The 20,680-nt window shown below is 39.2% G+C and carries 27 protein-coding genes and 1 pseudogene; 3 read left to right on the forward strand and 25 right to left on the reverse strand.

Annotation, left to right across the window (positions count from 1 at the left end; genetic code table 11):
- Positions 1 to 186 precede the first annotated feature (186 nt).
- The 7 genes from ABVF21_RS18515 to ABVF21_RS18545 all read right to left on the reverse strand — a co-directional run bounded on the left by ABVF21_RS18515 (position 187) and on the right by ABVF21_RS18545 (position 6,391).
- Positions 187 to 1,941 carry an ABC transporter ATP-binding protein gene (locus ABVF21_RS18515; RefSeq protein ID WP_371018742.1) on the reverse strand — a complete coding sequence of 585 codons (1,755 nt, stop codon included), beginning with the start codon at positions 1,939 to 1,941 and terminating at the stop codon, positions 187 to 189.
- A 218-nt stretch (positions 1,942 to 2,159) separates the two neighbouring features.
- On the reverse strand, positions 2,160 to 2,795 hold the full coding sequence (locus tag ABVF21_RS18520) for a nitroreductase family protein (protein ID WP_194218849.1): 636 nt from the start codon (positions 2,793 to 2,795) through the stop codon (positions 2,160 to 2,162).
- Between the two features lie 114 nt (positions 2,796 to 2,909).
- Positions 2,910 to 3,410 (reverse strand): Crp/Fnr family transcriptional regulator, encoded by a 501-nt coding sequence (locus tag ABVF21_RS18525; protein ID WP_283153656.1) that lies wholly within the window; start codon positions 3,408 to 3,410, stop codon positions 2,910 to 2,912.
- Positions 3,411 to 3,481: 71 nt separating this feature from the next.
- Positions 3,482 to 3,898, reverse strand: coding sequence for an RrF2 family transcriptional regulator (locus ABVF21_RS18530; protein ID WP_194218847.1), 417 nt, complete (start codon positions 3,896 to 3,898; stop codon positions 3,482 to 3,484).
- 70 nt (positions 3,899 to 3,968) lie between these two features.
- Positions 3,969 to 4,319: an IDEAL domain-containing protein gene (locus ABVF21_RS18535; protein ID WP_242057233.1), complete on the reverse strand. Its 351-nt coding sequence runs from the start codon at positions 4,317 to 4,319 to the stop codon at positions 3,969 to 3,971.
- A gap of 84 nt (positions 4,320 to 4,403) precedes the next feature.
- Complete coding sequence (locus ABVF21_RS18540) at positions 4,404 to 5,411, reverse strand: LLM class flavin-dependent oxidoreductase (protein ID WP_371018743.1); 1,008 nt, start codon at positions 5,409 to 5,411, stop codon at positions 4,404 to 4,406.
- Positions 5,412 to 5,629: 218 nt separating this feature from the next.
- Positions 5,630 to 6,391: a DeoR/GlpR family DNA-binding transcription regulator gene (locus ABVF21_RS18545; protein ID WP_283153654.1), complete on the reverse strand. Its 762-nt coding sequence runs from the start codon at positions 6,389 to 6,391 to the stop codon at positions 5,630 to 5,632.
- A 285-nt stretch (positions 6,392 to 6,676) separates the two neighbouring features.
- Between ABVF21_RS18545 and purU the strand changes: the two genes are divergently transcribed.
- On the forward strand, positions 6,677 to 7,543 hold the full coding sequence (purU, locus tag ABVF21_RS18550) for a formyltetrahydrofolate deformylase (protein ID WP_371018744.1): 867 nt from the start codon (positions 6,677 to 6,679) through the stop codon (positions 7,541 to 7,543).
- A 43-nt stretch (positions 7,544 to 7,586) separates the two neighbouring features.
- On the opposite strand, the gene ABVF21_RS18555 is transcribed toward purU, so the two are convergent.
- The 5 genes and pseudogenes from ABVF21_RS18555 to ABVF21_RS18575 all read right to left on the reverse strand — a co-directional run bounded on the left by ABVF21_RS18555 (position 7,587) and on the right by ABVF21_RS18575 (position 9,985).
- The gene (locus ABVF21_RS18555) at positions 7,587 to 7,673 is read right to left on the reverse strand and encodes a YjcZ family sporulation protein (protein ID WP_136948892.1); all 87 of its coding nucleotides are present in this window, start codon (positions 7,671 to 7,673) and stop codon (positions 7,587 to 7,589) included.
- Positions 7,674 to 7,792: 119 nt separating this feature from the next.
- Positions 7,793 to 7,897 (reverse strand): annotated as a pseudogene (locus ABVF21_RS18560) (YjcZ family sporulation protein); the annotation flags it as partial.
- A gap of 376 nt (positions 7,898 to 8,273) precedes the next feature.
- Entirely contained in the window at positions 8,274 to 8,891 is a 618-nt protein-coding gene (locus ABVF21_RS18565; protein WP_371018745.1) for a flavodoxin family protein, read from the reverse strand.
- Between the two features lie 110 nt (positions 8,892 to 9,001).
- Positions 9,002 to 9,304: an EthD family reductase gene (locus ABVF21_RS18570; RefSeq protein ID WP_371018746.1), complete on the reverse strand. Its 303-nt coding sequence runs from the start codon at positions 9,302 to 9,304 to the stop codon at positions 9,002 to 9,004.
- Positions 9,305 to 9,403: 99 nt separating this feature from the next.
- Positions 9,404 to 9,985, reverse strand: coding sequence for a TVP38/TMEM64 family protein (locus ABVF21_RS18575; protein ID WP_283153650.1), 582 nt, complete (start codon positions 9,983 to 9,985; stop codon positions 9,404 to 9,406).
- Positions 9,986 to 10,339: 354 nt separating this feature from the next.
- Here ABVF21_RS18575 and ABVF21_RS18580 point away from each other — a divergent pair, with 354 nt between their 5' ends.
- Complete coding sequence (locus ABVF21_RS18580) at positions 10,340 to 11,626, forward strand: hemolysin family protein (protein ID WP_371018747.1); 1,287 nt, start codon at positions 10,340 to 10,342, stop codon at positions 11,624 to 11,626.
- A gap of 54 nt (positions 11,627 to 11,680) precedes the next feature.
- Here ABVF21_RS18580 and ABVF21_RS18585 read toward each other — a convergent pair whose 3' ends face one another.
- From ABVF21_RS18585 to ABVF21_RS18645, 13 genes are all read right to left on the reverse strand, one after another.
- A complete protein-coding gene (locus tag ABVF21_RS18585) occupies positions 11,681 to 12,460 on the reverse strand; it encodes a sulfite exporter TauE/SafE family protein (protein ID WP_283153649.1) in 780 nt (259 codons plus the stop codon).
- Between the two features lie 56 nt (positions 12,461 to 12,516).
- A complete protein-coding gene (locus tag ABVF21_RS18590) occupies positions 12,517 to 12,744 on the reverse strand; it encodes a sulfurtransferase TusA family protein (RefSeq protein ID WP_194218836.1) in 228 nt (75 codons plus the stop codon).
- Between the two features lie 16 nt (positions 12,745 to 12,760).
- Complete coding sequence (locus ABVF21_RS18595) at positions 12,761 to 13,882, reverse strand: MBL fold metallo-hydrolase (RefSeq protein ID WP_371018748.1); 1,122 nt, start codon at positions 13,880 to 13,882, stop codon at positions 12,761 to 12,763.
- Between the two features lie 79 nt (positions 13,883 to 13,961).
- Positions 13,962 to 14,525: a sulfurtransferase TusA family protein gene (locus ABVF21_RS18600; protein WP_283153647.1), complete on the reverse strand. Its 564-nt coding sequence runs from the start codon at positions 14,523 to 14,525 to the stop codon at positions 13,962 to 13,964.
- Positions 14,526 to 14,542: 17 nt separating this feature from the next.
- Positions 14,543 to 14,851, reverse strand: coding sequence for a rhodanese-like domain-containing protein (locus ABVF21_RS18605; protein ID WP_371018749.1), 309 nt, complete (start codon positions 14,849 to 14,851; stop codon positions 14,543 to 14,545).
- An 11-nt stretch (positions 14,852 to 14,862) separates the two neighbouring features.
- Positions 14,863 to 15,222 carry a rhodanese-like domain-containing protein gene (locus ABVF21_RS18610; RefSeq protein ID WP_371018750.1) on the reverse strand — a complete coding sequence of 120 codons (360 nt, stop codon included), beginning with the start codon at positions 15,220 to 15,222 and terminating at the stop codon, positions 14,863 to 14,865.
- Positions 15,223 to 15,234: 12 nt separating this feature from the next.
- The gene (locus ABVF21_RS18615; protein ID WP_194218831.1) at positions 15,235 to 15,714 is read right to left on the reverse strand and encodes a DsrE/DsrF/DrsH-like family protein; all 480 of its coding nucleotides are present in this window, start codon (positions 15,712 to 15,714) and stop codon (positions 15,235 to 15,237) included.
- A gap of 53 nt (positions 15,715 to 15,767) precedes the next feature.
- Positions 15,768 to 16,028, reverse strand: coding sequence for a metal-sensitive transcriptional regulator (locus ABVF21_RS18620; RefSeq protein WP_194218830.1), 261 nt, complete (start codon positions 16,026 to 16,028; stop codon positions 15,768 to 15,770).
- Positions 16,029 to 16,166: 138 nt separating this feature from the next.
- Positions 16,167 to 16,535, reverse strand: a complete 369-nt coding sequence (locus ABVF21_RS18625; protein WP_371018751.1) for a YidH family protein — start codon at positions 16,533 to 16,535, stop codon at positions 16,167 to 16,169.
- 113 nt (positions 16,536 to 16,648) lie between these two features.
- Positions 16,649 to 17,776, reverse strand: coding sequence for a peptide-methionine (R)-S-oxide reductase MsrB (gene msrB / locus ABVF21_RS18630; RefSeq protein WP_371018752.1), 1,128 nt, complete (start codon positions 17,774 to 17,776; stop codon positions 16,649 to 16,651).
- A 3-nt stretch (positions 17,777 to 17,779) separates the two neighbouring features.
- Positions 17,780 to 18,823: a sensor histidine kinase gene (locus ABVF21_RS18635; protein ID WP_371018753.1), complete on the reverse strand. Its 1,044-nt coding sequence runs from the start codon at positions 18,821 to 18,823 to the stop codon at positions 17,780 to 17,782.
- Positions 18,820 to 19,512 carry a response regulator transcription factor gene (locus tag ABVF21_RS18640; RefSeq protein WP_303535235.1) on the reverse strand — a complete coding sequence of 231 codons (693 nt, stop codon included), beginning with the start codon at positions 19,510 to 19,512 and terminating at the stop codon, positions 18,820 to 18,822. The genes ABVF21_RS18635 and ABVF21_RS18640 overlap by 4 nt, the downstream gene beginning before the upstream one ends.
- A 12-nt stretch (positions 19,513 to 19,524) precedes the next feature.
- Positions 19,525 to 20,022 carry a DM13 domain-containing protein gene (locus ABVF21_RS18645; protein ID WP_371018754.1) on the reverse strand — a complete coding sequence of 166 codons (498 nt, stop codon included), beginning with the start codon at positions 20,020 to 20,022 and terminating at the stop codon, positions 19,525 to 19,527.
- Positions 20,023 to 20,262: 240 nt separating this feature from the next.
- Between ABVF21_RS18645 and ABVF21_RS18650 the strand changes: the two genes are divergently transcribed.
- Complete coding sequence (locus ABVF21_RS18650; protein ID WP_283153641.1) at positions 20,263 to 20,631, forward strand: winged helix-turn-helix transcriptional regulator; 369 nt, start codon at positions 20,263 to 20,265, stop codon at positions 20,629 to 20,631.
- Positions 20,632 to 20,680 lie beyond the last annotated feature (49 nt).

Below are 20,680 nucleotides of genomic sequence, written 5' to 3' on the forward strand. Positions count from 1 at the left end.
TATCTACAGCTTTTTTCTTGAATTGAATATCATATGTTTTATTAATTTTACCCATAGAAAAATCCCCTCCATAATAGACAGCTTAGTGCGCTTTCTTTTTTCTGTCTACTATGAGGGGATCATATCATCAACGGGTGTATCTAATTAATACTAATAAAAGGTGTCGGGAGCTCCCGACACCTTTTATTATAAACTTTCTTCAATTTGAAACTGTTGCTGAGCAAGCTCTTTATAAAGACGGCTTGTCATATATAGCTCTTCATGTGTGCCCTGATCTGATACAATACCGTTTTCCATAACTAAGATTTGATCGGCATGAACAACGGTCGAAAGACGATGAGCAATAACAATCGTCGTACGTCCCTTCATTAAATTGTTCAACGCACGTTGAACCTGAACTTCTGACGTACTATCAAGACTAGATGTAGCTTCATCCAACAAGAGAATGTATGGATTTCGAACAATCGCTCTTGCAATTGCAATCCGCTGCCGCTGCCCACCAGAAAGCTTGATTCCTCTTTCGCCAATTTCTGTCTCAAAACCGTTTGGAAGATCTTGAATGAAAGGCAAGGCATAAGCTTGCTTTGCTGCCTCTTCAATTTTCTCATCCGAAATATCTTCTTCTAGCCCATAGACAATATTCTCTTTAATGGTTCCTGCTATGAGCGGACTTTCCTGAGAGACATAGCCAATTTGCTTCCGCCATGAGACGAGTGAAAAGTCATGAATATTTTTTCCACCAAGTGCGATTTCACCTTTTTGAGGTTGATAAAATCGTTCAATTAATGAAAATGTAGTCGTTTTACCGCTACCACTTGGACCAACTATTGCAGTGATTTTACCGGGTGGTACTTCAAAGGAAGCCTTTTTCAACACAAGTTCTTTCCCATAGGAAAATTCAACGTTATGAAATGAAAGCAACTTTGCTGGATCTTCCACTTCATCTCCGCTAAGTCGTTCTTCACTATCATGATCAAGTAAAAATTGCAGACGTTCTGTTGCACCCATTGCTTTTTGGATTGCTGTTAAGAACCTCGCCATTGAGCTGAATGGAATAATGATTTGAAAAAGGTATAAAAGAAAAGCGACAAGCTCTCCAGCTGATAGTTCTCCTGTTGATACACGAACGCCACCGTAGCCAACAATGACTACGAGAACCCCCATTAACAATAACGTCATAAGAGGCATAAGAAGTGCATAGATTTTCGCTTCCTTCATGCTATATGAGAAGACATTTTTAATGCCATTTTTCCCATTCTCTTCTTCCACATTCTCAGCCATCGAGAATTTCACAAGACGAACTTCTGATAATACTTGTGTGATTGTTGCTGTAAACTTAGCCGTTTCTTCCTGCAATCCCTTTGATACTTTATACATTCGCTTTCCAATAAAACGAATCCCAATCATCATAATAGGGACAACCGCAAGTAAAATGGCTGTTAATTTCCAATCAAGGTATAGTAATATCCCAATCGAACCGACAATCGACAGCGTACTCGTCAACAAACTAATTAAATGATTCGAGACAAGATCTTTTATTACTCCAGTATCATTCACAATACGACTCGTCGTATCCCCAACCCTATTGCTGTCAAAATAAGATATTTGAAGAGAAAGGACTTTCTTCATTAAACGCTCTCTCAACCGAGCTACCACTGTTTCCCCTATATACAACAGGAGGTACATAGATAAACCAGAGAGGATCGCCTGAACAACAAAGGCAGCAATTAATAATGTAATAACTCCCGAAGAAAGCGAGCTACTTGAGAGCTGATCAACTAGATTTTTCGTAAAAAATGGCACGATTAATCCAGCTACGGTTCCAATCATACTCAATGCAATAGCAAGTGCTACAAGAGGCTTTGAAGGATTTGTATCACGAATTAATTTTGATAGTCCTCGCCAATTCATTTTTTTCTCCGTATTTGCTTTTTGTCCCATTATATTCCCCCTTACGATCTCTCCTTAGTATACCTTGTCTTATCGTTAAATCAGAAAACGGAATGAAAATCATTCCGACGTTTCATTATTTCTCAAATACACGCTCGCTAGAACACTATGAAAAATATGTGCAGTGAGACTATTGCGTTTGGCTAACAAGACTATGTTAAGACAGAAAAAAGGAAGGGACAGTGCCCTTCCTTTAACATGATTTAAGATTAGAAGCTTTCTTTCACGACAACACGCTCAAGTGGGAAGCGAGCTGTTCCATGCGCTTCAACAGCTGCTTTACCAACAGAAATAAGCATTGTTGGTACATAACGTGAAGGAATGTTAAACTCTTCTACAAGGGCAACTGGATTAAAACCACCCATTGCCACTGTGTCATAGTCTTTTGCTTTTGCAGCAAGCATCAATTGCATTGCAGCCAATGAGCTATTCTTGATTGCTTCGCTTAAAGCAAAGCCTTCTCTTTCGTAAGCGCCATTGATTTGGCTAACAAGCGTTTCTTTTATAGCATTTTCCATGAATCCTAATTCAACTGCCTGGCCATAAATTTCTTCAGCATGTAGATTAGCTTCAAGGTCCCCTAGAATAACAATAGTAGCAGAGCTATCTACGATTTGCTGCTGATTAAAAGCAATTGGAAGTAGCTTTTCTTTTTGCTCATCACTTTCAATAACAAGGAACTTCCAATGTTGAAGGTTCCAAGAAGACGGAGCTTCAATCGTAGCATTTAAAATCTCATTCATAACTTCCTCAGGAATTTCGATTCCTTTCTCAAATTTCCTTACAGAATGACGATCTTTCATAACATCTAGAACACGATTGTTCTCTTGTACACTAACAGACATCGTTTATTTCTCTCCTTTTTCTATCCATAAAAATTCTCTATTGATGGTCTAATAACCCATCTCACCTATACTATAATGTAACATATATCATTACAGTTAGAAAACAAAAAATCATTAGCAATTGTGGCAGTATCTTCCCTTTTTGCTAGTATTTTTATTAATCAAATTCTGAAATCCATTTTTAACCTGCTTCACAAAAGAAGTTGCTGTGCGTTCAGGAAAATCAATGATTAATTTTAATCTTGAAAGCTCCGTTGTTAGTTTAATTGCTAATTCAGGGTAAGCCAGATACAAAGCACGATAGGACGTTTGATCAAGTTGAATGAGCTCAACATTAGTTATTGTTTTAGCATACAAGTTTTGATGTATAAAAATGGAGCGATTGCCCAAAACATCATTTGGCCCAAGAACTGCTAGAGACTCATCCATGTTATCCGCATGATAAATGGCAATACTACCACTTTTAATAATGTATACATCGCGATTTGTATGTTCTGGCTTTATCAAAAATCTTCCGTTGTTTCTCTTAATTAGCCGACCGGATCTTTCTAATCGATTCCAATCTTTCATATTAAGCTTGCTTCCTTCATTTCTTACCACCAGACCTGTACTCATGTCTGCTCACCCCCAATAATTTTATTGGAACATTTTTTGTTACAGTTAAGATATAAAACAAAAACAATTACTTATAATTGTTTTTGTTTTAGGCTTTGAATAATATCACGAATCGTATATTGTTTCAAGAATGCTGTTAAATGATTCTCAGCATCTGTGAAAATATCGCCCAGTACATTTGATAAATTCGCTCCCACAAGACAATACTGATTCGAATCAGGACACCTTGGTTGGAGAGTACCTATAGAAGTAAGGTTATAGATCTTATCAAGCGTGACATCTTCTACACGACAAGATAAAGTAAACCCACCTCCAGCACCCTCTTTTGAAACGATATAACCGTTTTTCTTGAGTAAACTAAGAATTTTTCTCATACGAACGGGATGGACAGAAGCACTTCCGGCAAGATAATCACTAGTTGCCATCTGCCCTGGCTTAATTGCGAGCAAAGCCAGACTGTGTACGGCGAGAGTAAAATCACTATTCAATTGCAGCGCCTCCCAACACTTTCTTCCACTTCCATCCTATCGTACTTCTTTTGTAGCTGGCAAGAAAATTTTAACAGGGAACTGCTTCCTCCGACTCATGTCGAAGCTGCTTAAGTTGTGCAGAAAGTTCCATGAACCATTGTTTATCTTTCGTAATTAAAGAAACTTCAATAAGGTTTAACAAGAAGGATTCATCCTGTTCAAAATTTGGTTCCTCCAGCTGGGAAATACGATTCTGGAAAGTTTCGATTACTTTTCCTACAGTTTCAGGATTATCACATTCTAGAACAAATACTTTAATCGTTCCAAGATAGTTATTTACAGATTCAACATATCCATGAATTAGTTCATCATGGACTGACTTTCCTTTTACCCAATCACCTTTTTGATATTGAGTTTGTTGATGTAATTGATTCATCATCATTTACCTCCTTATTTGGAAGACTAGTTTGTGTTCCAACTGAGTCAAGGTATAGTGTAATTCTAATTATTACAGTTCATTTTGTCAAGAAGAGGGTTTCTCATCTATTTGAAATGCATCTGCAATGAGTTTATAAGACTTCAGTCGAGATTGAAAATCGTGTGTAATCGTATTAATGATCACTTCATCTGTTTGATAAGCATTTGCTAATTCTTCAATTTGTTTTTTTACCTGGGTCGGACTACCTACGATCATTCTTTTTCTGTTTTCCCGAATCCGTTCTTTATCAAACACTGTATATGGAAAGCTACTCGCTTCATCAGGGGATGGAAATCCGTCACCTGACTTTCCTTGTTCGATTAATAAGATCGATAAATCCAAACTAGATGCCAAATATTCTGCTTCTTCTTCTGTTTCACCACAAATGACAAATATAGCTACATTTGTTTTCGGTGTCTCGTTAAATTCAGATGGTACAAAACGAGAACGATATTTGTCAACCACATTCGTTCCACCAAATCCATTAATGAAATGTGCAAAGGTAAACGCAAGTCCGCGCTGCGCTGCCATCATTCCACTTGCCCCACTTGATCCTAACAACCACATCTCAGGTGCCGTACTTCCAAGCGGTGTTGCTCGTACGTTCATTCTCTCAGGGTCTTCCCCTTTTAAATAGGCAGCTAGTTCGTTCACCTGCTCTAAATAGTTATCAATCCCCATACTGTTTCCCCCAGCGAGAGCTTTTGTAACATTCGGCATCCCCCCTGGAGCGCGTCCAAGTCCAAGATCAATACGATTGGGATTTAACGTTTCAAGCATACGGAAGTTTTCCGCTACTTTGTATGGACTATAATGTGGTAACAGCACCCCACCAGAGCCAATCCTCATACGCTTTGTGTTCGCTGCCAGATGTGAGATTAGGACTTCAGGACTAGACCCAGCCAGACTCTTCGTACTATGGTGTTCTGAAACCCAGAATCGATGAAAGCCTAACTTCTCAACTTCTTGTGCAAGTACTGTTGTTTCTCTAAGTGCTTCTGTTGGCGTATTGCCTCTTGATACAGGTGATTGATCAAGTACGCTTAACTTCATATTCTTTCCGCTCCTTTAATGTAAAGATCATCATTACAGTTTATCTTATCAGATGAAAAATTGTTGACCAATAAATATGCTTAATATTAGATGAACCTCTTCATACTAGTAGTTACCCTTTTAAGACACAAAAAAACGGACCGTCACGCCCAATTGGTTACGCCGGTCCATTCTTTAGAAAATCATAAGCTCTCTTTATATGACGTCATTGTAGAAACTTAAGTCTCTGCAACAACGAGCTTAACCTGATGTCGCCTTAGCATTTCCTGCACTTTCTCTTCAGGAATTTGATCCGTAATAATAAGATCAATATCTTCAAGATGAGCAAAAGTAAAAAACTCAGAACGATAGAATTTTGAATTATCAGCAAGAGCGATAACATACTGAGATTGTTGAATCATCTTTCTTTTCACCATTCCATCTTCTTCATGAGCAATGGTTAATCCCTGCTCTGATATTCCTATGACTCCTATAAAAGCAATATCTGCATTGTAGGTCGCCACCTTTTCGACTACAGCTGAACCATATAGGAAACGATGATCTTTCTCGAGTTTGCCTCCAAGAAGATGAATATCAATATGACTTCCGCTCGATAGAATATCTGCTTGATGAATGGAATTTGTAATCACTGTTGCTTGTTTTTCAATTAGAAATTCAGCGCATGACTGAACGGTTGTGGATGCATCAAGAATAACGACGTCACCTGCGTTAACATAGCCTGCGGCCATTTTGCCTATTCGCTGTTTTTCCTTTGACACAACTTTTAAGCGATCATGATAAGACTGGATCTCATGACGAAGCTGAGGAAGTACGGCTCCACCTCTTGTCCTCGTAACGGCTTCTTCTTCTTCAAGCTTCACAAGATCACGTCTCGCCGTGTCTCTTGACACTTGAAATAACTCGCAAATTTGATCTACGGATATTCTTCCGTGTTTTTTTAGATGATCTAAAATCGCTAGCATTCTTTCTTCTTGATACACTTCCTACACCTCATTTCCATGCACTTACATTATAAGTTTTCGTAAGTAATAAATCAATATTTATTAAGTGTTTTCGATTTTATATAAGTTTTTATAAGTAATGCTACTTATTTTTATTATTTCCTCTTATTGCTCCATGATGATTTTTCTCATCATTACAATGGTAAACAAGATAGAACTTAAATAGTCCGTTCACAGAAAGATCTCAGACCATAAAATCCTTTTGCGCTTTACCTTGAAATAATGTATTATTGAAAATATTTACTAGATAAATGGAGGCTAATGATGAAGGGAAATTTAGATAAAGGCATTTTATTAATATCTTGCCCAGATAGAGAAGGAATTGTTTCAGCTGTCTCAACGTTTTTATTCACAAATGGTGCAAATATTATTCACTCTGACCAGCATTCGACCGATCCTGTTTTGGGACACTTTTTTATGCGCATCGAATTTAGCTACCCTCAATTAAACGAACAATTAGGAGAACTTAAAAGGGCTTTTGAAGAAACGGCATCTCCATTTCAAATGGAGTGGTCCATAACGGCTTCTTCTAAAAAAACTCGTCTCGCTATTTTTGCTACGAAAGAAGATCACTGTCTTCAAGAGTTGATATGGAGATGGCAATTGGGGGAGCTACATGCGGAAATCGGAATGGTTATTAGTAATCATCTAGACTTTAAAGAATTAACGGAAAGCGCTGGGATCCCCTTTTATCATGTTCCAGTGACAAAAGATTCGAAAGCACAAGCAACAGCTGAACATCTTCATTTACTTGAAGAGCAACAGATCGATACGGTTATTCTTGCAAGGTACATGCAAATCATACCTGAAGAAATTATTAACCTTTATCACAACGACATCATTAATATTCATCATTCATTCCTACCAGCCTTTATCGGTGGTCATCCTTATCAACAGGCCTTTGATCGAGGCGTCAAGATTATCGGGGCAACAGCCCATTATGTGAATGCAAAGCTTGATGAAGGTCCAATCATCGAACAAGACATCACTCGTATTACTCACCGTTATAATGTGAACGATTTGAAAAGACATGGCAAAGACATTGAACGCATCGTCCTCTATCGCGCAGTGAAATGGCACCTTGAAAAGCGCGTTATTGTTCATGGCAACAAAACAATTGTCTTTCAATAATGCTCCATAAGAAAAAGCACCCGAATCGGGTGCTTTGCTTATTTTAGTAAGCCCATACTGCGCCAACGATAATCAAAAGAATGAACAATACAACGATTAGCGCGAAACCTTGACCATAACCGTAACTCATGCGTATCCCTCCCTTCATGCTAATTTAACAAGAAAGGTTTAGTAGCCATATCCTCCGCCGTAACCGCCGTAGCCACCTTTTCCGTAACCACCACATTGACCGCCGTAGTTAGCTCCACCAACTGCCGCAGCTCCAACGATAATCAAAAGAATAAACAATACTACGATCAACGCAAAGCCTTTACCGTAGCCTCCGCCATGCCCTTGCTCTTTTCCACCACTCATTAGAAAACCCCCTTTCCTGGAAGGTTACTAATACTATATGTCGTAAGAAAAAGAAGGATTAGGCTGGTGTCCATAGTTAGATAGAATTATCATTTCTACTTATTTGTCACGCTTAAATAATGCCTGCTACAGCGAGTAAAATAATGACAAGAAGAATGAAAAGAATCAGAAACAAAATCAGTTCATCCACTTAGATCCCCCCGTATTTGGTCGTTTAATAACATATGTGACTCTGGGCGGGCGGGTGAATTGCGTTCTCGTTTTCCAATTCGTAACCAGATCATCTTATTGAGGTATCGAATGAGCCGTCTTTCAACAATCCTTACCATGCGTTAAAAAAAGCCCCTTCCTACTGGAAGAGGCTTAGCTCATTGAATTATTCCATCGTGTTCCCTTTTGCAGGAATAGGATTTTCATTAAAGATTCGTGCAAAATGAATTAAGTTATACGCCATCGTTTTCGCATGACCGGTAGAAAAGTCATTCTTTTGACCATTAGCTTCGATATAAGAAGCGCCTGGTCCGGCTTCTCCAACCCAGTAAGCATCTACGTTTGGAGGAACGGTAATGCCAATATGAGAAAACCCGTATAGCACAGAAGCCGCTGCATGCTTAGCACCATCTTCGTTTCCTGTAATCACGACGCCGCCTACTTTATTGTAGTATAACGACTGCCCTTTCTCATTTGTTAATCCGCTTCCCCCATATAATCGCTCGATTGCAAGCGTAGCGACACTACTCTTTTCACCTAGCCAGAGAGGAGTACCTAGTATGATAATATCCGCTTCTTTTACTTTTTCAAAAATAGCCGGCCATTCATCACCATGACCTTCATCTTCCGAAATCCCATATGCGATCTTATAATCGCTTAAACGAATGCTTTCAGATTCAATTCCCTCTTCTTTAAAAACCGCTTCGGCCTCTTGATAAAGTGCATCCGTGTTAGAAGTCGTTTTACTCGTTTTAAGAGAACAATTTAGAAATAGTGCTTTCATAATAACAAACTCCTCCTTTAGCTTTGGTCATCCCTACCAACTCATTACCTCTTATAAAAAAACTTAAACAAAAAAGCACTCGAAATAGGATTCAAGTGCTCTTTCCATTGCTATTCTGTTATAAGTAATAATGGTGGTTCATTTAAGAATTTCATCATGTTTTGTCCATCTTCTGATACTTTTGCCCACGCCGGTGATTGCATTGCTTCTTCTAATTGCTCTTTTGAACTAAATTCAATAGTAGCTGTTAAGAAGTAGTTTTCATCTGTATTCATTGCTGCCGTCACATAGTTAACTTCAGCATTCATAACGTTCGGAACATCCTTTACAAGAGCCATATGATTGTTCTCATAATAGTTCTTAAACTCATCTACATCTTTCGGTTCTTGATAAATCACTATGATTTTTGCCACTTTTCATCGCTCCCATTGATTTAGTTACTTATCTACATCATAAAGTCCGTGAGGCTGACAAGAAAGTAATATGCACCGCTAAGGTTTATACCGAGCGGCTTAGTTTTTTCGATTCGACCTCATTTTCCCGAATATAAGCAGAACAATGATGATCGCACTTGCCCATATAAACCGCGTTTGGTACTTTTCTAAATTTGCTAAATCATGACCTACAATTGTATATAGAATGGTTCCAGGAATTTGACCTAGCGCAGTAGCTAACACAAACGATCGAAATGAAATGCGACTTAACCCTGCAAGAAAGCTAATAAAATCAAACGATACAATTGGGACTAATCTGGCTACGAGTATTAAGAAAAAACCATTTTTCCCACTGTACCGATTGGCATTCTCAAGAAGGTCGCTCTTCTTTGTTACTTTTTCAACAAATGCGGCTCCAAACCATCTTGCCAGCCAAAACATCACGAGAGCAGCTGCCATTCCACCTGACCAAGAAACGAGGAAGCCAAGTGGAATTCCAAAAGCGAGACCGTTAGCTGCTGTAATGACAAAGGATGGGAGCGGAGCGAGAATTCCTTGCGCAATCATTAAAGCAATACTAATAACAGGCGCCCATATTCCTAAGGAACGAAAGTAATCAGCGAGAAGAGGGAGTGAATCAAGCGAAATAAATGAACGCATTTGAGCCAACCATGGCGGATTAATTAAAAAGGTGATTATAATAACGATTAGGAGACATACTCCTATCCCTATCAAGGGTTTAGTGGACTTTTTCATAATTAACCCCGATTCTGAAAAAACTATAACATAAACGCTCACGATATCATTAGGAGATTGGTGAGGTATGGTCACAAAAATGATCATAGCATCTTATGAACGACAAAATCTATTTTTTACAACCTGGAGCGTTCAACATTCTCATTGAGGTAGAATTTTTTTGTTTTACGTTACCCCAAAAGAGGAAAACATCGTTATAATAACGTTACAATAACTATTACATAGGAGGTGAACCCTTACAACTCTGTAAGGGCCTTATTGGAACTAATCAAAGTAATTGCTGTGCTATTGTTAATTGTATTAACGGCATTTTTCGTAGCATCTGAATTTGCGATCGTAAAAATTCGAAGAACGAGAATAGATGCACTTGCGAGTGAAGGAAACAAGAAAGCCAAAGCCGTTCAAAAGGTACTTGGTAACTTAGATGGGTATCTTTCAGCATGTCAATTTGGTATTACCATTACAGCCCTAGCTCTTGGTTGGCTTGGTGAAGAAACCGTTGAACAGCTTCTGCATCCTTTATTTGAGCTTATTAACCTTCCTGACTCAATCGCTACACCAGTTACGATTGCGCTCGCCTTTGCGATTATAACCTTTCTACACGTTGTTCTTGGTGAGCTTGCTCCGAAGACATTTGCAATTCAAAAAGCGGAAGCTGTTAGTTTACTTCTAGCTGGTCCACTTATCTGGTTCTATCGTATAATGTATCCGTTTATTTGGGCATTAAATGGTTCAGCTAGAGGCGTGGTAAAGTTATTTGGTCTTAAATCAGCGAATGAGCATGAACAAGCCCATTCTGAAGAAGAACTTCGACTCATTTTATCTGAAAGCTACAAAAGTGGGGAAATTAATAAATCCGAAATGGAATTTGTGAATAATATCTTTGAATTTGATGAAAGAATGGCCCGAGAAATCATGATTCCAAGAACGGAAATGACCTGTCTATTTTTGGACAACACTACTGAAGAAAATCTTGAAATCATGAAGAACGGTAAATATACACGTTATCCTGTCGCTGACGGGGATAAAGATAAAATCGTTGGGGTCGTCAACATTAAAGAAATTTTAACACAGTACAAATGGGGCGAAGAGCTTATACTTAATGAATACATCCATCCCATTAATCACGTTATTGAAACAGCTCATATTAAGACACTGCTAGCGAAAATGCAAAAGAGTCATAATCATATCGCGATCGTCGTCGATGAGTATGGTGGAACGGCCGGACTCGTTACAGTTGAAGATATACTTGAAGAAATTGTTGGCGAAATTCAAGATGAATTTGATTTTGATGAAAAAGCGCCAATACGAGAAGATTCAAATGGACAAACAATCGTCGATGGAAAAGCCTTGATTAGTGATATCAATGAGCTACTCGGAACATCAATTGATCATACAGAAGTGGATACAATTGGTGGTTGGATCCTAACTCATGATATTGAACCGGAACAAGGAACATCCTTTACCGTAGACGGCTATCAATTTACAGTTCGTGAAGTTGATGGACATCAGATTAAAGAATTAGAAATTAAGCAACAAGTATAAAAAAAGCTGTCTCCTCAAATTGCATGTAGCAATGAGAGAGACAGCTTTTTTCGATTATGAGAGAAGGTCAATCCAAATCTTAATAGACGTTCCAAGAATAAGGGCAGCAAGTACCCACTGTAGAATTTTTGTATTTATTTTCTTACCAGCATTCGCACCAAGTGGCGAAGCAATTAAGCTTGCGACAATCATAATCGCAGCAGGAAGTAAAAGAACCTGACCTGTCGCGAATTTCCCTACCGTCGAACCTATCGAAGAAATAAACGTGATCGCAAGAGAAGATGCAATCGTCATCCGCGTCGGAATCTTTAGCACGACGAGCATGATCGGAACGAGAAGAAATGCTCCTGCGGCGCCAACGATCCCAGCGCCAATACCTACAATAAAGGCAAGAGCTGATGAAAGTAGTTTATTGAATTTCACCTGATCAAGCGGTATATCATCAATGCCTTTTTTTGGTATAAACATCATGACAGCTGCAATCGCAGCAAGCAGGCCATAGACGACATTGATTCCCTGTTCGGACATAATTGTCGAACCATATCCTCCGATAAAGCTACCGATTAGAATGCTAACCCCCATGTAGAGGATCAATTGCTTATTAAGATAACCACCTTTACGGTAAGCCCAAACACCACCAATGGTTGCGAAGAATACCTGAACCGCACTAATACCTGAAACTTCGTGGGCACTAAATGCCGCAAAACCGAGTAGTGGTGGGATATAAAGTAGCATCGGGTATTTAATAATAGAACCACCGATTCCAACCATTCCTGAAATAAAAGATCCAATAAATCCAATTGCAAAAATCGTTATTATAAAACTCAAATCCATCTTGTTCACCCCTTACATTAAAACGGAGGTACTTATCCAGTACCTCCTATCATTTGCTAAGCTTTTTTAATCCAGAAATAGAACACGCCGTCTGTTTCTTCAGACTTCATTAGTTCATGACCACCTGATTTCGCCCATGCAGTAAGGTCACTTTGAGCTCCTTTATCAGTCGCTTGAACTTCAAGAACTTCACCTGACTCCATGTCTTTCATTGCTTTTTTTGTTTTTACGATTGGCATTGGGCATGCTAGCCCTTTTGTATCTAATGTTTTTTGTGCATCCATTTTTAATTCCTCCTTATTAGTTAACCGCACAGCGGTTTGGTCCAATTTCCATTTCTCTTTTTGTTTCTTCATCAGGGGTAATTTTCCCCATATTTGTTTCACGAATTTCCTGATAAGCATTAGGCTGTGGCGGGAGATTCTCGGTTACCATTTTTCTGAAATCTTCTTCCTTCTCCACATTTAGACCGTCATTCTTTTGGTAAAGATCCTGAAGTTTTGCAGACACGCCTCCAGTTTCATCAAGTTCAGCCATTTTTGAGAAGTGAGCTGGAAGAACAACTAATTCCCCTGCCATCACTTTATACCGGTTATAAAGTGTTGTGCGAAGGTCAAGAACCCAATCTTCAGCTTTGCCAGCTAAATCCGGGCGACCAATTGATTCAACAAATAGAATATCACCAGTTAAAAGGTAAGCATCATTGATCATAAGTGACGTACTTCCGATGGTGTGTCCTGGAGAGTAGATCGGTTCAACTGTTACGTTTCCAATAGACACTGAAGTTCCTTCTTTAAGTGCTGAATATTCGAATGTTACTTCACCAGCATCTTCTTCTGGAAGGTAATACGTTCCATTTACCTGGTCAGCTAACGTCTTTCCCCCAGAAATGTGATCTGCGTGAAGGTGTGTATCAAATGTTGCTTTAATCGTAAGACCTTTGTTTTCTGCAAAGGTTGTGTAATTCTCAATCATTCGATTCGCATCCACTATAGCAGCCTCTCCATTTGATTCAATCAAATATGAAAGACACCCTTTACCAAGGCGAACAAATTGATAGAGTGCTCCTCCCGGAAGATCGCCTACTTTAACAGGTTCAAGGTATTCACTCCATGCCTTCATTCCGCCAGAAAGATAAGATACATTCTCCATTCCCGCTTCAACGAGTTCTTCACCTACAAAGATTGAAGAACCTTCTTTTGCACATACAACTAGAATTTCTTTATCCTTTGGAAGCTTTGGCAGGATCTCTTCAACGCCGTCAATTAAATCGAAGTACGGAACATTCATCGACGTAACAGATTCACCTTCGATTTTCCAATCGCTATAAGCTTCTTCATTTCTTACATCGAGAATAAAAAGCTCTTGCTTATTAATCACTTTTTTTGCTACTTCACTTGCATGTTTTTGTTTTAAACCCACTTCATATACCCCCATCCGTATTTATAATTCCAAAAAAATTTAAGTTGTACGCGGGGAAAAATCCCCGCCCTTTTATCATTTAAAGATCTGATGTAGTAGGACCATCCCACTCGGACATTCCTGGTACAACATTGATCACATCATAGCCATTTTCAGCTAACTTTTGAGCCGCAAGATCGCTTCTTGTACCTGTACGACAAACTACATAAATCTTCTTCCCTTTATCTAACTCTGCCATACGATTATCTAAATCGCCAAGTGGCAAAGAAATCGCATTTGGAAGGTGACTGAACGCATATTCTGCTGGCTCTCTTACGTCAACGATCGTCATTTCATCACCTGAGAGTTTAGCTGTAAGATCTGCATTTGAAATCACATGTGGATGACTCTGCTCAAGTGTCGTCTCACCATCTGAAGCTTTACGAAGATAATGTTTCAAAACGTCACCTTCTTCAATTGTTCCAAGATAGTGATGCCCTACTTTGTCAGCCCATGCCTTAAGATCTGCTTTTGATCCTTTATCTGTTGCTAGAATTTCAAGAACGACTCCTGCTTCAAGATCCTTCATCATTTTCTTCGTTTTCACAATTGGCATCGGGCACGCTAGGCCCTTTGCATCGAGTACGTGATCAGTTTGTATCATTAGTCTACCCCCTGTAGTTATTCTGTTTCTCCAGTCCATTCAAGCATGCCGCCTGTCATATTTAACACGGAATACCCGTTTGATTTTAGAACCATAGAAGCCATGCTGCTTCTGCCACCTGATCGGCAGACAATAATATGCTCCTTATCCTTATCAAGCTCATTCATTCTTCCCTGTAATTCATTAACCGGTAGATTGTAAGCACCAGGAACCTTTCCTTCTGCCACCTCTTCTGGTCCGCGAACATCGATAATACTAATTGATTTATTTTCCTTCAACATGTTATTAACTTCAGTTGGCGTTACATCTTTTACATAACCAGACATTCTAATTACTCCTATTTCCACATATTCATTCCGCCACGAACATTTGATACAGACGTGAATCCTTGTCTCTTCAATTCTCCGCAAGCTTTTGAACTTCTCATTCCACTTTGACAAATCACGACGACTTCTTTATTAGAATCAAGTTCCTTTGTGCGTTTGCTCAGTTCGTTGAGCGGCATATTTTTAAATTGCTTCACTTTTTGACCTTTATATTCACCAGGTGTACGAACATCAATAAATTGAACGTTGCGATCGCCAAACTTCCTTTTTGCTTCTTCAGAGGTGATCGATGTTACACCTTTTCCTGGTCCTACCTTTTTATAAATGAACCATCCAGCTATCACAATGACAGCTATTAGCAAAAGTTCCATTCTTTTCGCTCCTTAAATGAAGAGATTGACGTTACCATCTTCAGCGTCGCCTAGATATGCAGCAACACCTGCATACTCGATTTCTTCTAGCAGCTCATCCTTTTGAAGACCTAAAAGATCCATTGTCATCGTACAAGCAACGAGCTTCACTTCCTGTTCTTGCGCAAGCTCAATCAGCTGCGGAAGTTCTGTTACATTGTGCTTCTTAATGACGTTCTTAATCATCTTCTTTCCCATTCCACCATAGTTCATTTTTGAAAGACCCATTTTATCAGCACCGCGCGGCATCATTTTGCCAAACATTTTCTCTAGGAACCCTTTATTGACTTCAACTTGCTGATCTTTCCTAAGAGCGTTTAATCCCCAGAATGTATGGAAAATGGTTACCTCATGGTCATATGCAGCGGCACCATTCGCGATAATGTAAGCAGCCATTGCTTTGTCGTAATCTCCACTAAATAGGACAATCGTTGTTTTCTTTTGTTCACTCATTCTATTTCCTCCTCTTATACACCTAGGGGTATATAATGTATTAAATTTTTTTATTATCGACTTCTTACTAAAAGATTAACAGCTTCTTTCACAACATCATCAGTAGATTCTCCCTGTTCAATCTGTTGGTGAAGACACTGTTCAAGATTTGAACTTACAATTAATCCAATCGAACGATCGATACCAGAACGAGTGGCAGAAAGCTGATTTACAATGTCTTCACAGCTTTTCTCTTGTTCCATCATCTGGATAACACCGCGAATTTGTCCTTCAATCCGCTTCAATCGATTCATAACTGCTTTATCGTATTGCATTTCATTCCCTCCCCATTTTATACCCTTAGGGGTATAAAATCAAGTAAAAAAATTTATCTGTAAATCAAATTCGTTTGTGTTTTTTAATACCTATAGGGGTATTATAACGCACCTATATGAAATGTCAACACCCTGGTCTTAAGAAAGACAATTGATTTGAATGATAAAATACGTGGCGATCAGTGCAATCATTAACAACACTACTATAAGAAGAAACACAACAATCCATGAAGAAGAAGGAACCTCAAATTTCATAATGCGTTTTTTCGTTCGGTAGAACTGCACCGCTCCTCCAGCGATCGTTAATAATCCAAAAAATAAAGATGAGAAACTAATAAACACGGCGACCTGATCATCAGCTCTCTCTCCAGCAGCTCTAGTAAAATGTAAGCTTGCTGTTAGAAAACCAATACCAATGATCGCAATAGATGTTCGAACCCATGCTAGAAACGTGCGCTCATTCGCTAATAACTGTTGCACACGTCCATCTGCCTTTTTATTTTCCATTCTTATTCACCTCACATGACCTGTATTATATACCCCTATGTGTATGTATTCAATGTAGAAATCTTATTCAACTACTCTTATTCTTCTATCATGAACAAAAAAAGCAGAATCCATTAGGATTCTGCCCCTTCTTCAAATTCATCCAAATATTCTCCGTAACCCTTTTCTTTCATTTCTTCTTTTGGAATAAAATCAAGCGCTGCAGAGTTTAAGCAATAGCGGAGACCTGTTGGTTCAGGGCCATCTTCAAAAACGTGACCTAAATGAGAGTCAGCGTTCTTACTTCTTACTTCCGTCCTAACCGTAAACCAACTTTTATCCTCTTTCTCTACAATATTCTCAGGTACAAGGGGCTTTGTGAAGCTAGGCCATCCTGTTCCTGATTTATATTTATCCGCTGAACTAAAAAGAGGTTCTCCTGAAACGATATCGACATAGATTCCTTCTTCTTTGTTATCCCAATACTCATTATCAAAAGCTTTCTCTGTGTCGTCCTCTTGCGTCACACTATATTGAATCGGTGTAAGCATCTCTTTTAGCTCTTCATCAGAATACGTGAGATTTGTCTTCGCTTCTGGTGCATCTACCTCAAGATCATCTCCCCATGCTTTCTCAAGAAACTGATCTCGTCCTGAATTATTTCGATAATATTTATACCGCAGTTCATTTTCTTTGTAATAATCTTGATGATACTCTTCCGCTACATAAAATGTTTCTGCTTGTTCGATAGGCGTGACAATAGGTTTATTAAATCTGTTTGAACTTTGAATATCTTCCTTAGACGCTATAGCAGCTTTCTTTTGCTCTTCATTATGATAGAAAATTCCAGATAAATATTGGTCTCCCCTATCAACAAACTGTCCTTCATCATCAGTAGGATCGATTTGTCTCCAAAATACATCTAACAATGTTTCATAGCTCACAACGGAAGGGTCATAATATACTTGGACAGCTTCCACATGCCCGGTTCCACCAGAAGATACCTCTTCATAAGAAGGATTTTCTGTATTCCCGCCAGTATAGCCTGAGACCGCTTCTCTTACGCCATCTAATTTCTCAAACGGCGGCTCCATACACCAGAAACATCCTCCTGCAAAAGTCGCCATCGCTTCATTATCCTGTACAGCTTGTGCTGGCTCGCTTCCATAAGAACGTTTAAAAATCACATCATAAAGTTTTGGAATAGCAAATACGAGCACTGCCGCAATCCCAATTAACAGAAACCATCTCGTTATCTTCATTCATTATTCCTCCTTCTTCTCAAGTGGAAGCATAAACCAAAATTCGCTGCCATGACCTACGTTACTTTCAACGCCTATCTTCCCTCCATGAAGCTCAATCAATTGTCTTGATATAGCTAGACCCAGTCCGGAACCTCCGTACCTTGTGTTACGCGATTTCTCTACACGGTAAAAACGATCAAAAATCCGTTCTTGTTCTTCTTTCGGAATTCCGTTTCCTTCATCTCTTATAAAGAAGAGAGCAGCTGTCTCAACCTTTTTCAGTGTAATATGGATCGTAGAATGATCATCTGAGAACGCGATTGCATTTTGAATTAAGTTCGTAAGCACGCGTTTGATATGGTCTGGCATCATAGGGATGACACCTAGCTCTTCATCAATTTCAACTGCAAGTTCAATCTCTCTCTCTTGTAGCTTGCGATCGAACTGCTGTAGCGTTTCAACTAAAACGACGTCAGGGTGAACGAACCTAGGTTCATATGGTAAAGTGCCACTTTCTAGTTGAGATAAATTCAACAGCTCTTCAATCAAGTGGCTAAGCCGTTCTGTTTCTCTTTCAATCGTATCTAGATACTGGCTTTTTGTTTTCTCATCTGTAACGACGCCATCTTGAAGTGCTTCAGCAAAAGATCGAATCGAAGAAACAGGTGTCCTTAAATCATGGGAAACGTTCGCAATCAATTCTGTTTTGTATTGCTCAGAACGCTTCACTTCTGAAAACATTAGATTTAGCTTCTCGGACATCACATTGAAATGCTGTGCAAGCTCCTGTATTTCTGTTGGCCCTTGCTCTGCCACCTTGACATCGAACTTTCCTTCAGCAATTCTGCTCGTATCTTCCGTCATCTGATTCACTGACTTCAAAATTTGCGATGTGAATATAAAATGAGCCAACATCGATAGAGAACCAGCTCCAATCGTAATGAACGTAAGGGTTAGGATCAGTTCAGGTGAAAGGACCATTCTTACGTAACTAATAATGAGAAAGACTAGGATAAAAGCAATCGATATCCCATTGGCAAGCATTAGCATCGTTCGCAATTTCATGTTGATTCTCCTTCAAACTTATACCCGATGCCCCATACGGTTTTAATCCATTTAGGCTCTGCTGAATCTTTTTCAATTTTTTCACGTAGACGTCTTATATGAACATTTATCGTATTGCCATCACCGTCGAATTCATACCCCCATATCGCTTCAATCAATTGTGAGCGAGGAAAGACACGCGTAGGATGACTGGCTAACAAATAGAGAAGTTCAAATTCCTTAACAGTCAATTCCACTTCATTCCGATCGACTGTTACTTTTCTTCGAGATTCATCAATTGTAAGCTCACCGTACGTTAAGAAAGAGGCTTTCTCCACATGTTGTCGTTTCGTCCGGCGCAATATATTTCGCACTCTAAGAACAAGCTCTCTTGGGCTAAACGGTTTAGTTAAATAATCATCCGCGCCGATCGTTAATCCTAAAAGTCGATCTCGTTCCTGACCTAAAGCTGTCAGCATAATAATAGGAACATCATCGACCGCTCGAATCTCCTCCGCCGTTTCCATTCCATCTTTTAACGGCATCATCAAATCAAGTACAATGAGATCAGGCTTCTCTTTTTCCCACCTACTCATAGCCTCTTCTCCATCTGCTGCAGTAATCACGTGATACCCCTCTCTCTCCAAATACCTCCTACTAACGTCAAGTATGGATTCTTCATCATCCACGAGCAGGATTTTCTCTGCCATTGCACTTCACCTCTATTCCTTAAGAAGCAGTTCCGCAAAGCCGAAGTCAACTTCAAATGCTTTGCACCAAACGACAATCCGATCGCCTTCTTCAAGTGAAGACGAATCAGGAATGCGATAGTTCTGACTGCCAACATTTCCTTTCAATTTCCCAAGTATCGTTCCTTCATCTGTTGACTGCCCTTCTTTTACGAGTACAGTATATAAGTCAGGACCATTCGTCACTTCGAAGTTCTCAAACCTAACCCATTGTTCCGAAGCGGTGTAAAATGATGTAACGTTCCCTGAAGCATGATGGGCATCATCACCATCGACGAACATCCCTGAGTGGGATACAGCTGTTGATTCTTCATTGGATGTCTCTTCAGCATTAGTCGTTGCTTCAATCGTTGGCGGGAGATCTTCATCAACCACTTCATCAAGAAAAAGAGGAGAAACCATCCACCATCCAACCACGATCAAAAACACAAGAAAGATACTTCCAATCCATCCTTTCTTACTCATCAACATCGTTCCTTCCTCTTATAGGATATCCTCATCATAAGTAATAAAAATTAGTGATTCCTGAAGAAAGTATTACGATTTGATTAACTCTTCTCTAGTGTAACTCATTTTAAACGTTGCGTAGATGTTTGATCGGTTTTGAAAAGGCTGCCGGGTGTATCATCATTTTTCCGGTTAAACAAAGCTATAGGTGATAGGATATGGGTATAGAATTCAAACATATATTTATTGTAAGGAGTATATACGATGAAAAAATATAATATTCCTGTCGAAGCTGCCCTGGAAGTGATCGGAGGAAAGTGGAAAGTCGTCATACTCTGTCATTTAATAGAAGGCACAAAGCGTACAGGTGGACTTAAAAAGTTAATGCCTGGCATTACTCAGAAAATGCTGACCCAACAGCTACGTGAGTTAGAGACAGATGGTGTGATACTAAGAAAGGTCTATAACCAAATCCCCCCTAAGGTTGAATATTCTCTTACGGACTATGGATGGTCTTTAAAAGAAATTCTGGATTCACTTTGCGCCTGGGGAGAACAACATATTGAGAAAACCTATCCGTGTAAAGAAGACGTTCTTCTTCTGCCTGAAGAGCGTGACACAATGAAAGCCTAATTGCCATTCTTTCCACGGAGCTCATATCAGAATCAACCATCCCATATAA

It is taken from the genome of Pseudalkalibacillus sp. JSM 102089 (genome assembly GCF_041366475.1).
Taxonomy (GTDB): Bacteria; Bacillota; Bacilli; order Bacillales; family Guptibacillaceae; genus Guptibacillus; species Guptibacillus hwajinpoensis_B.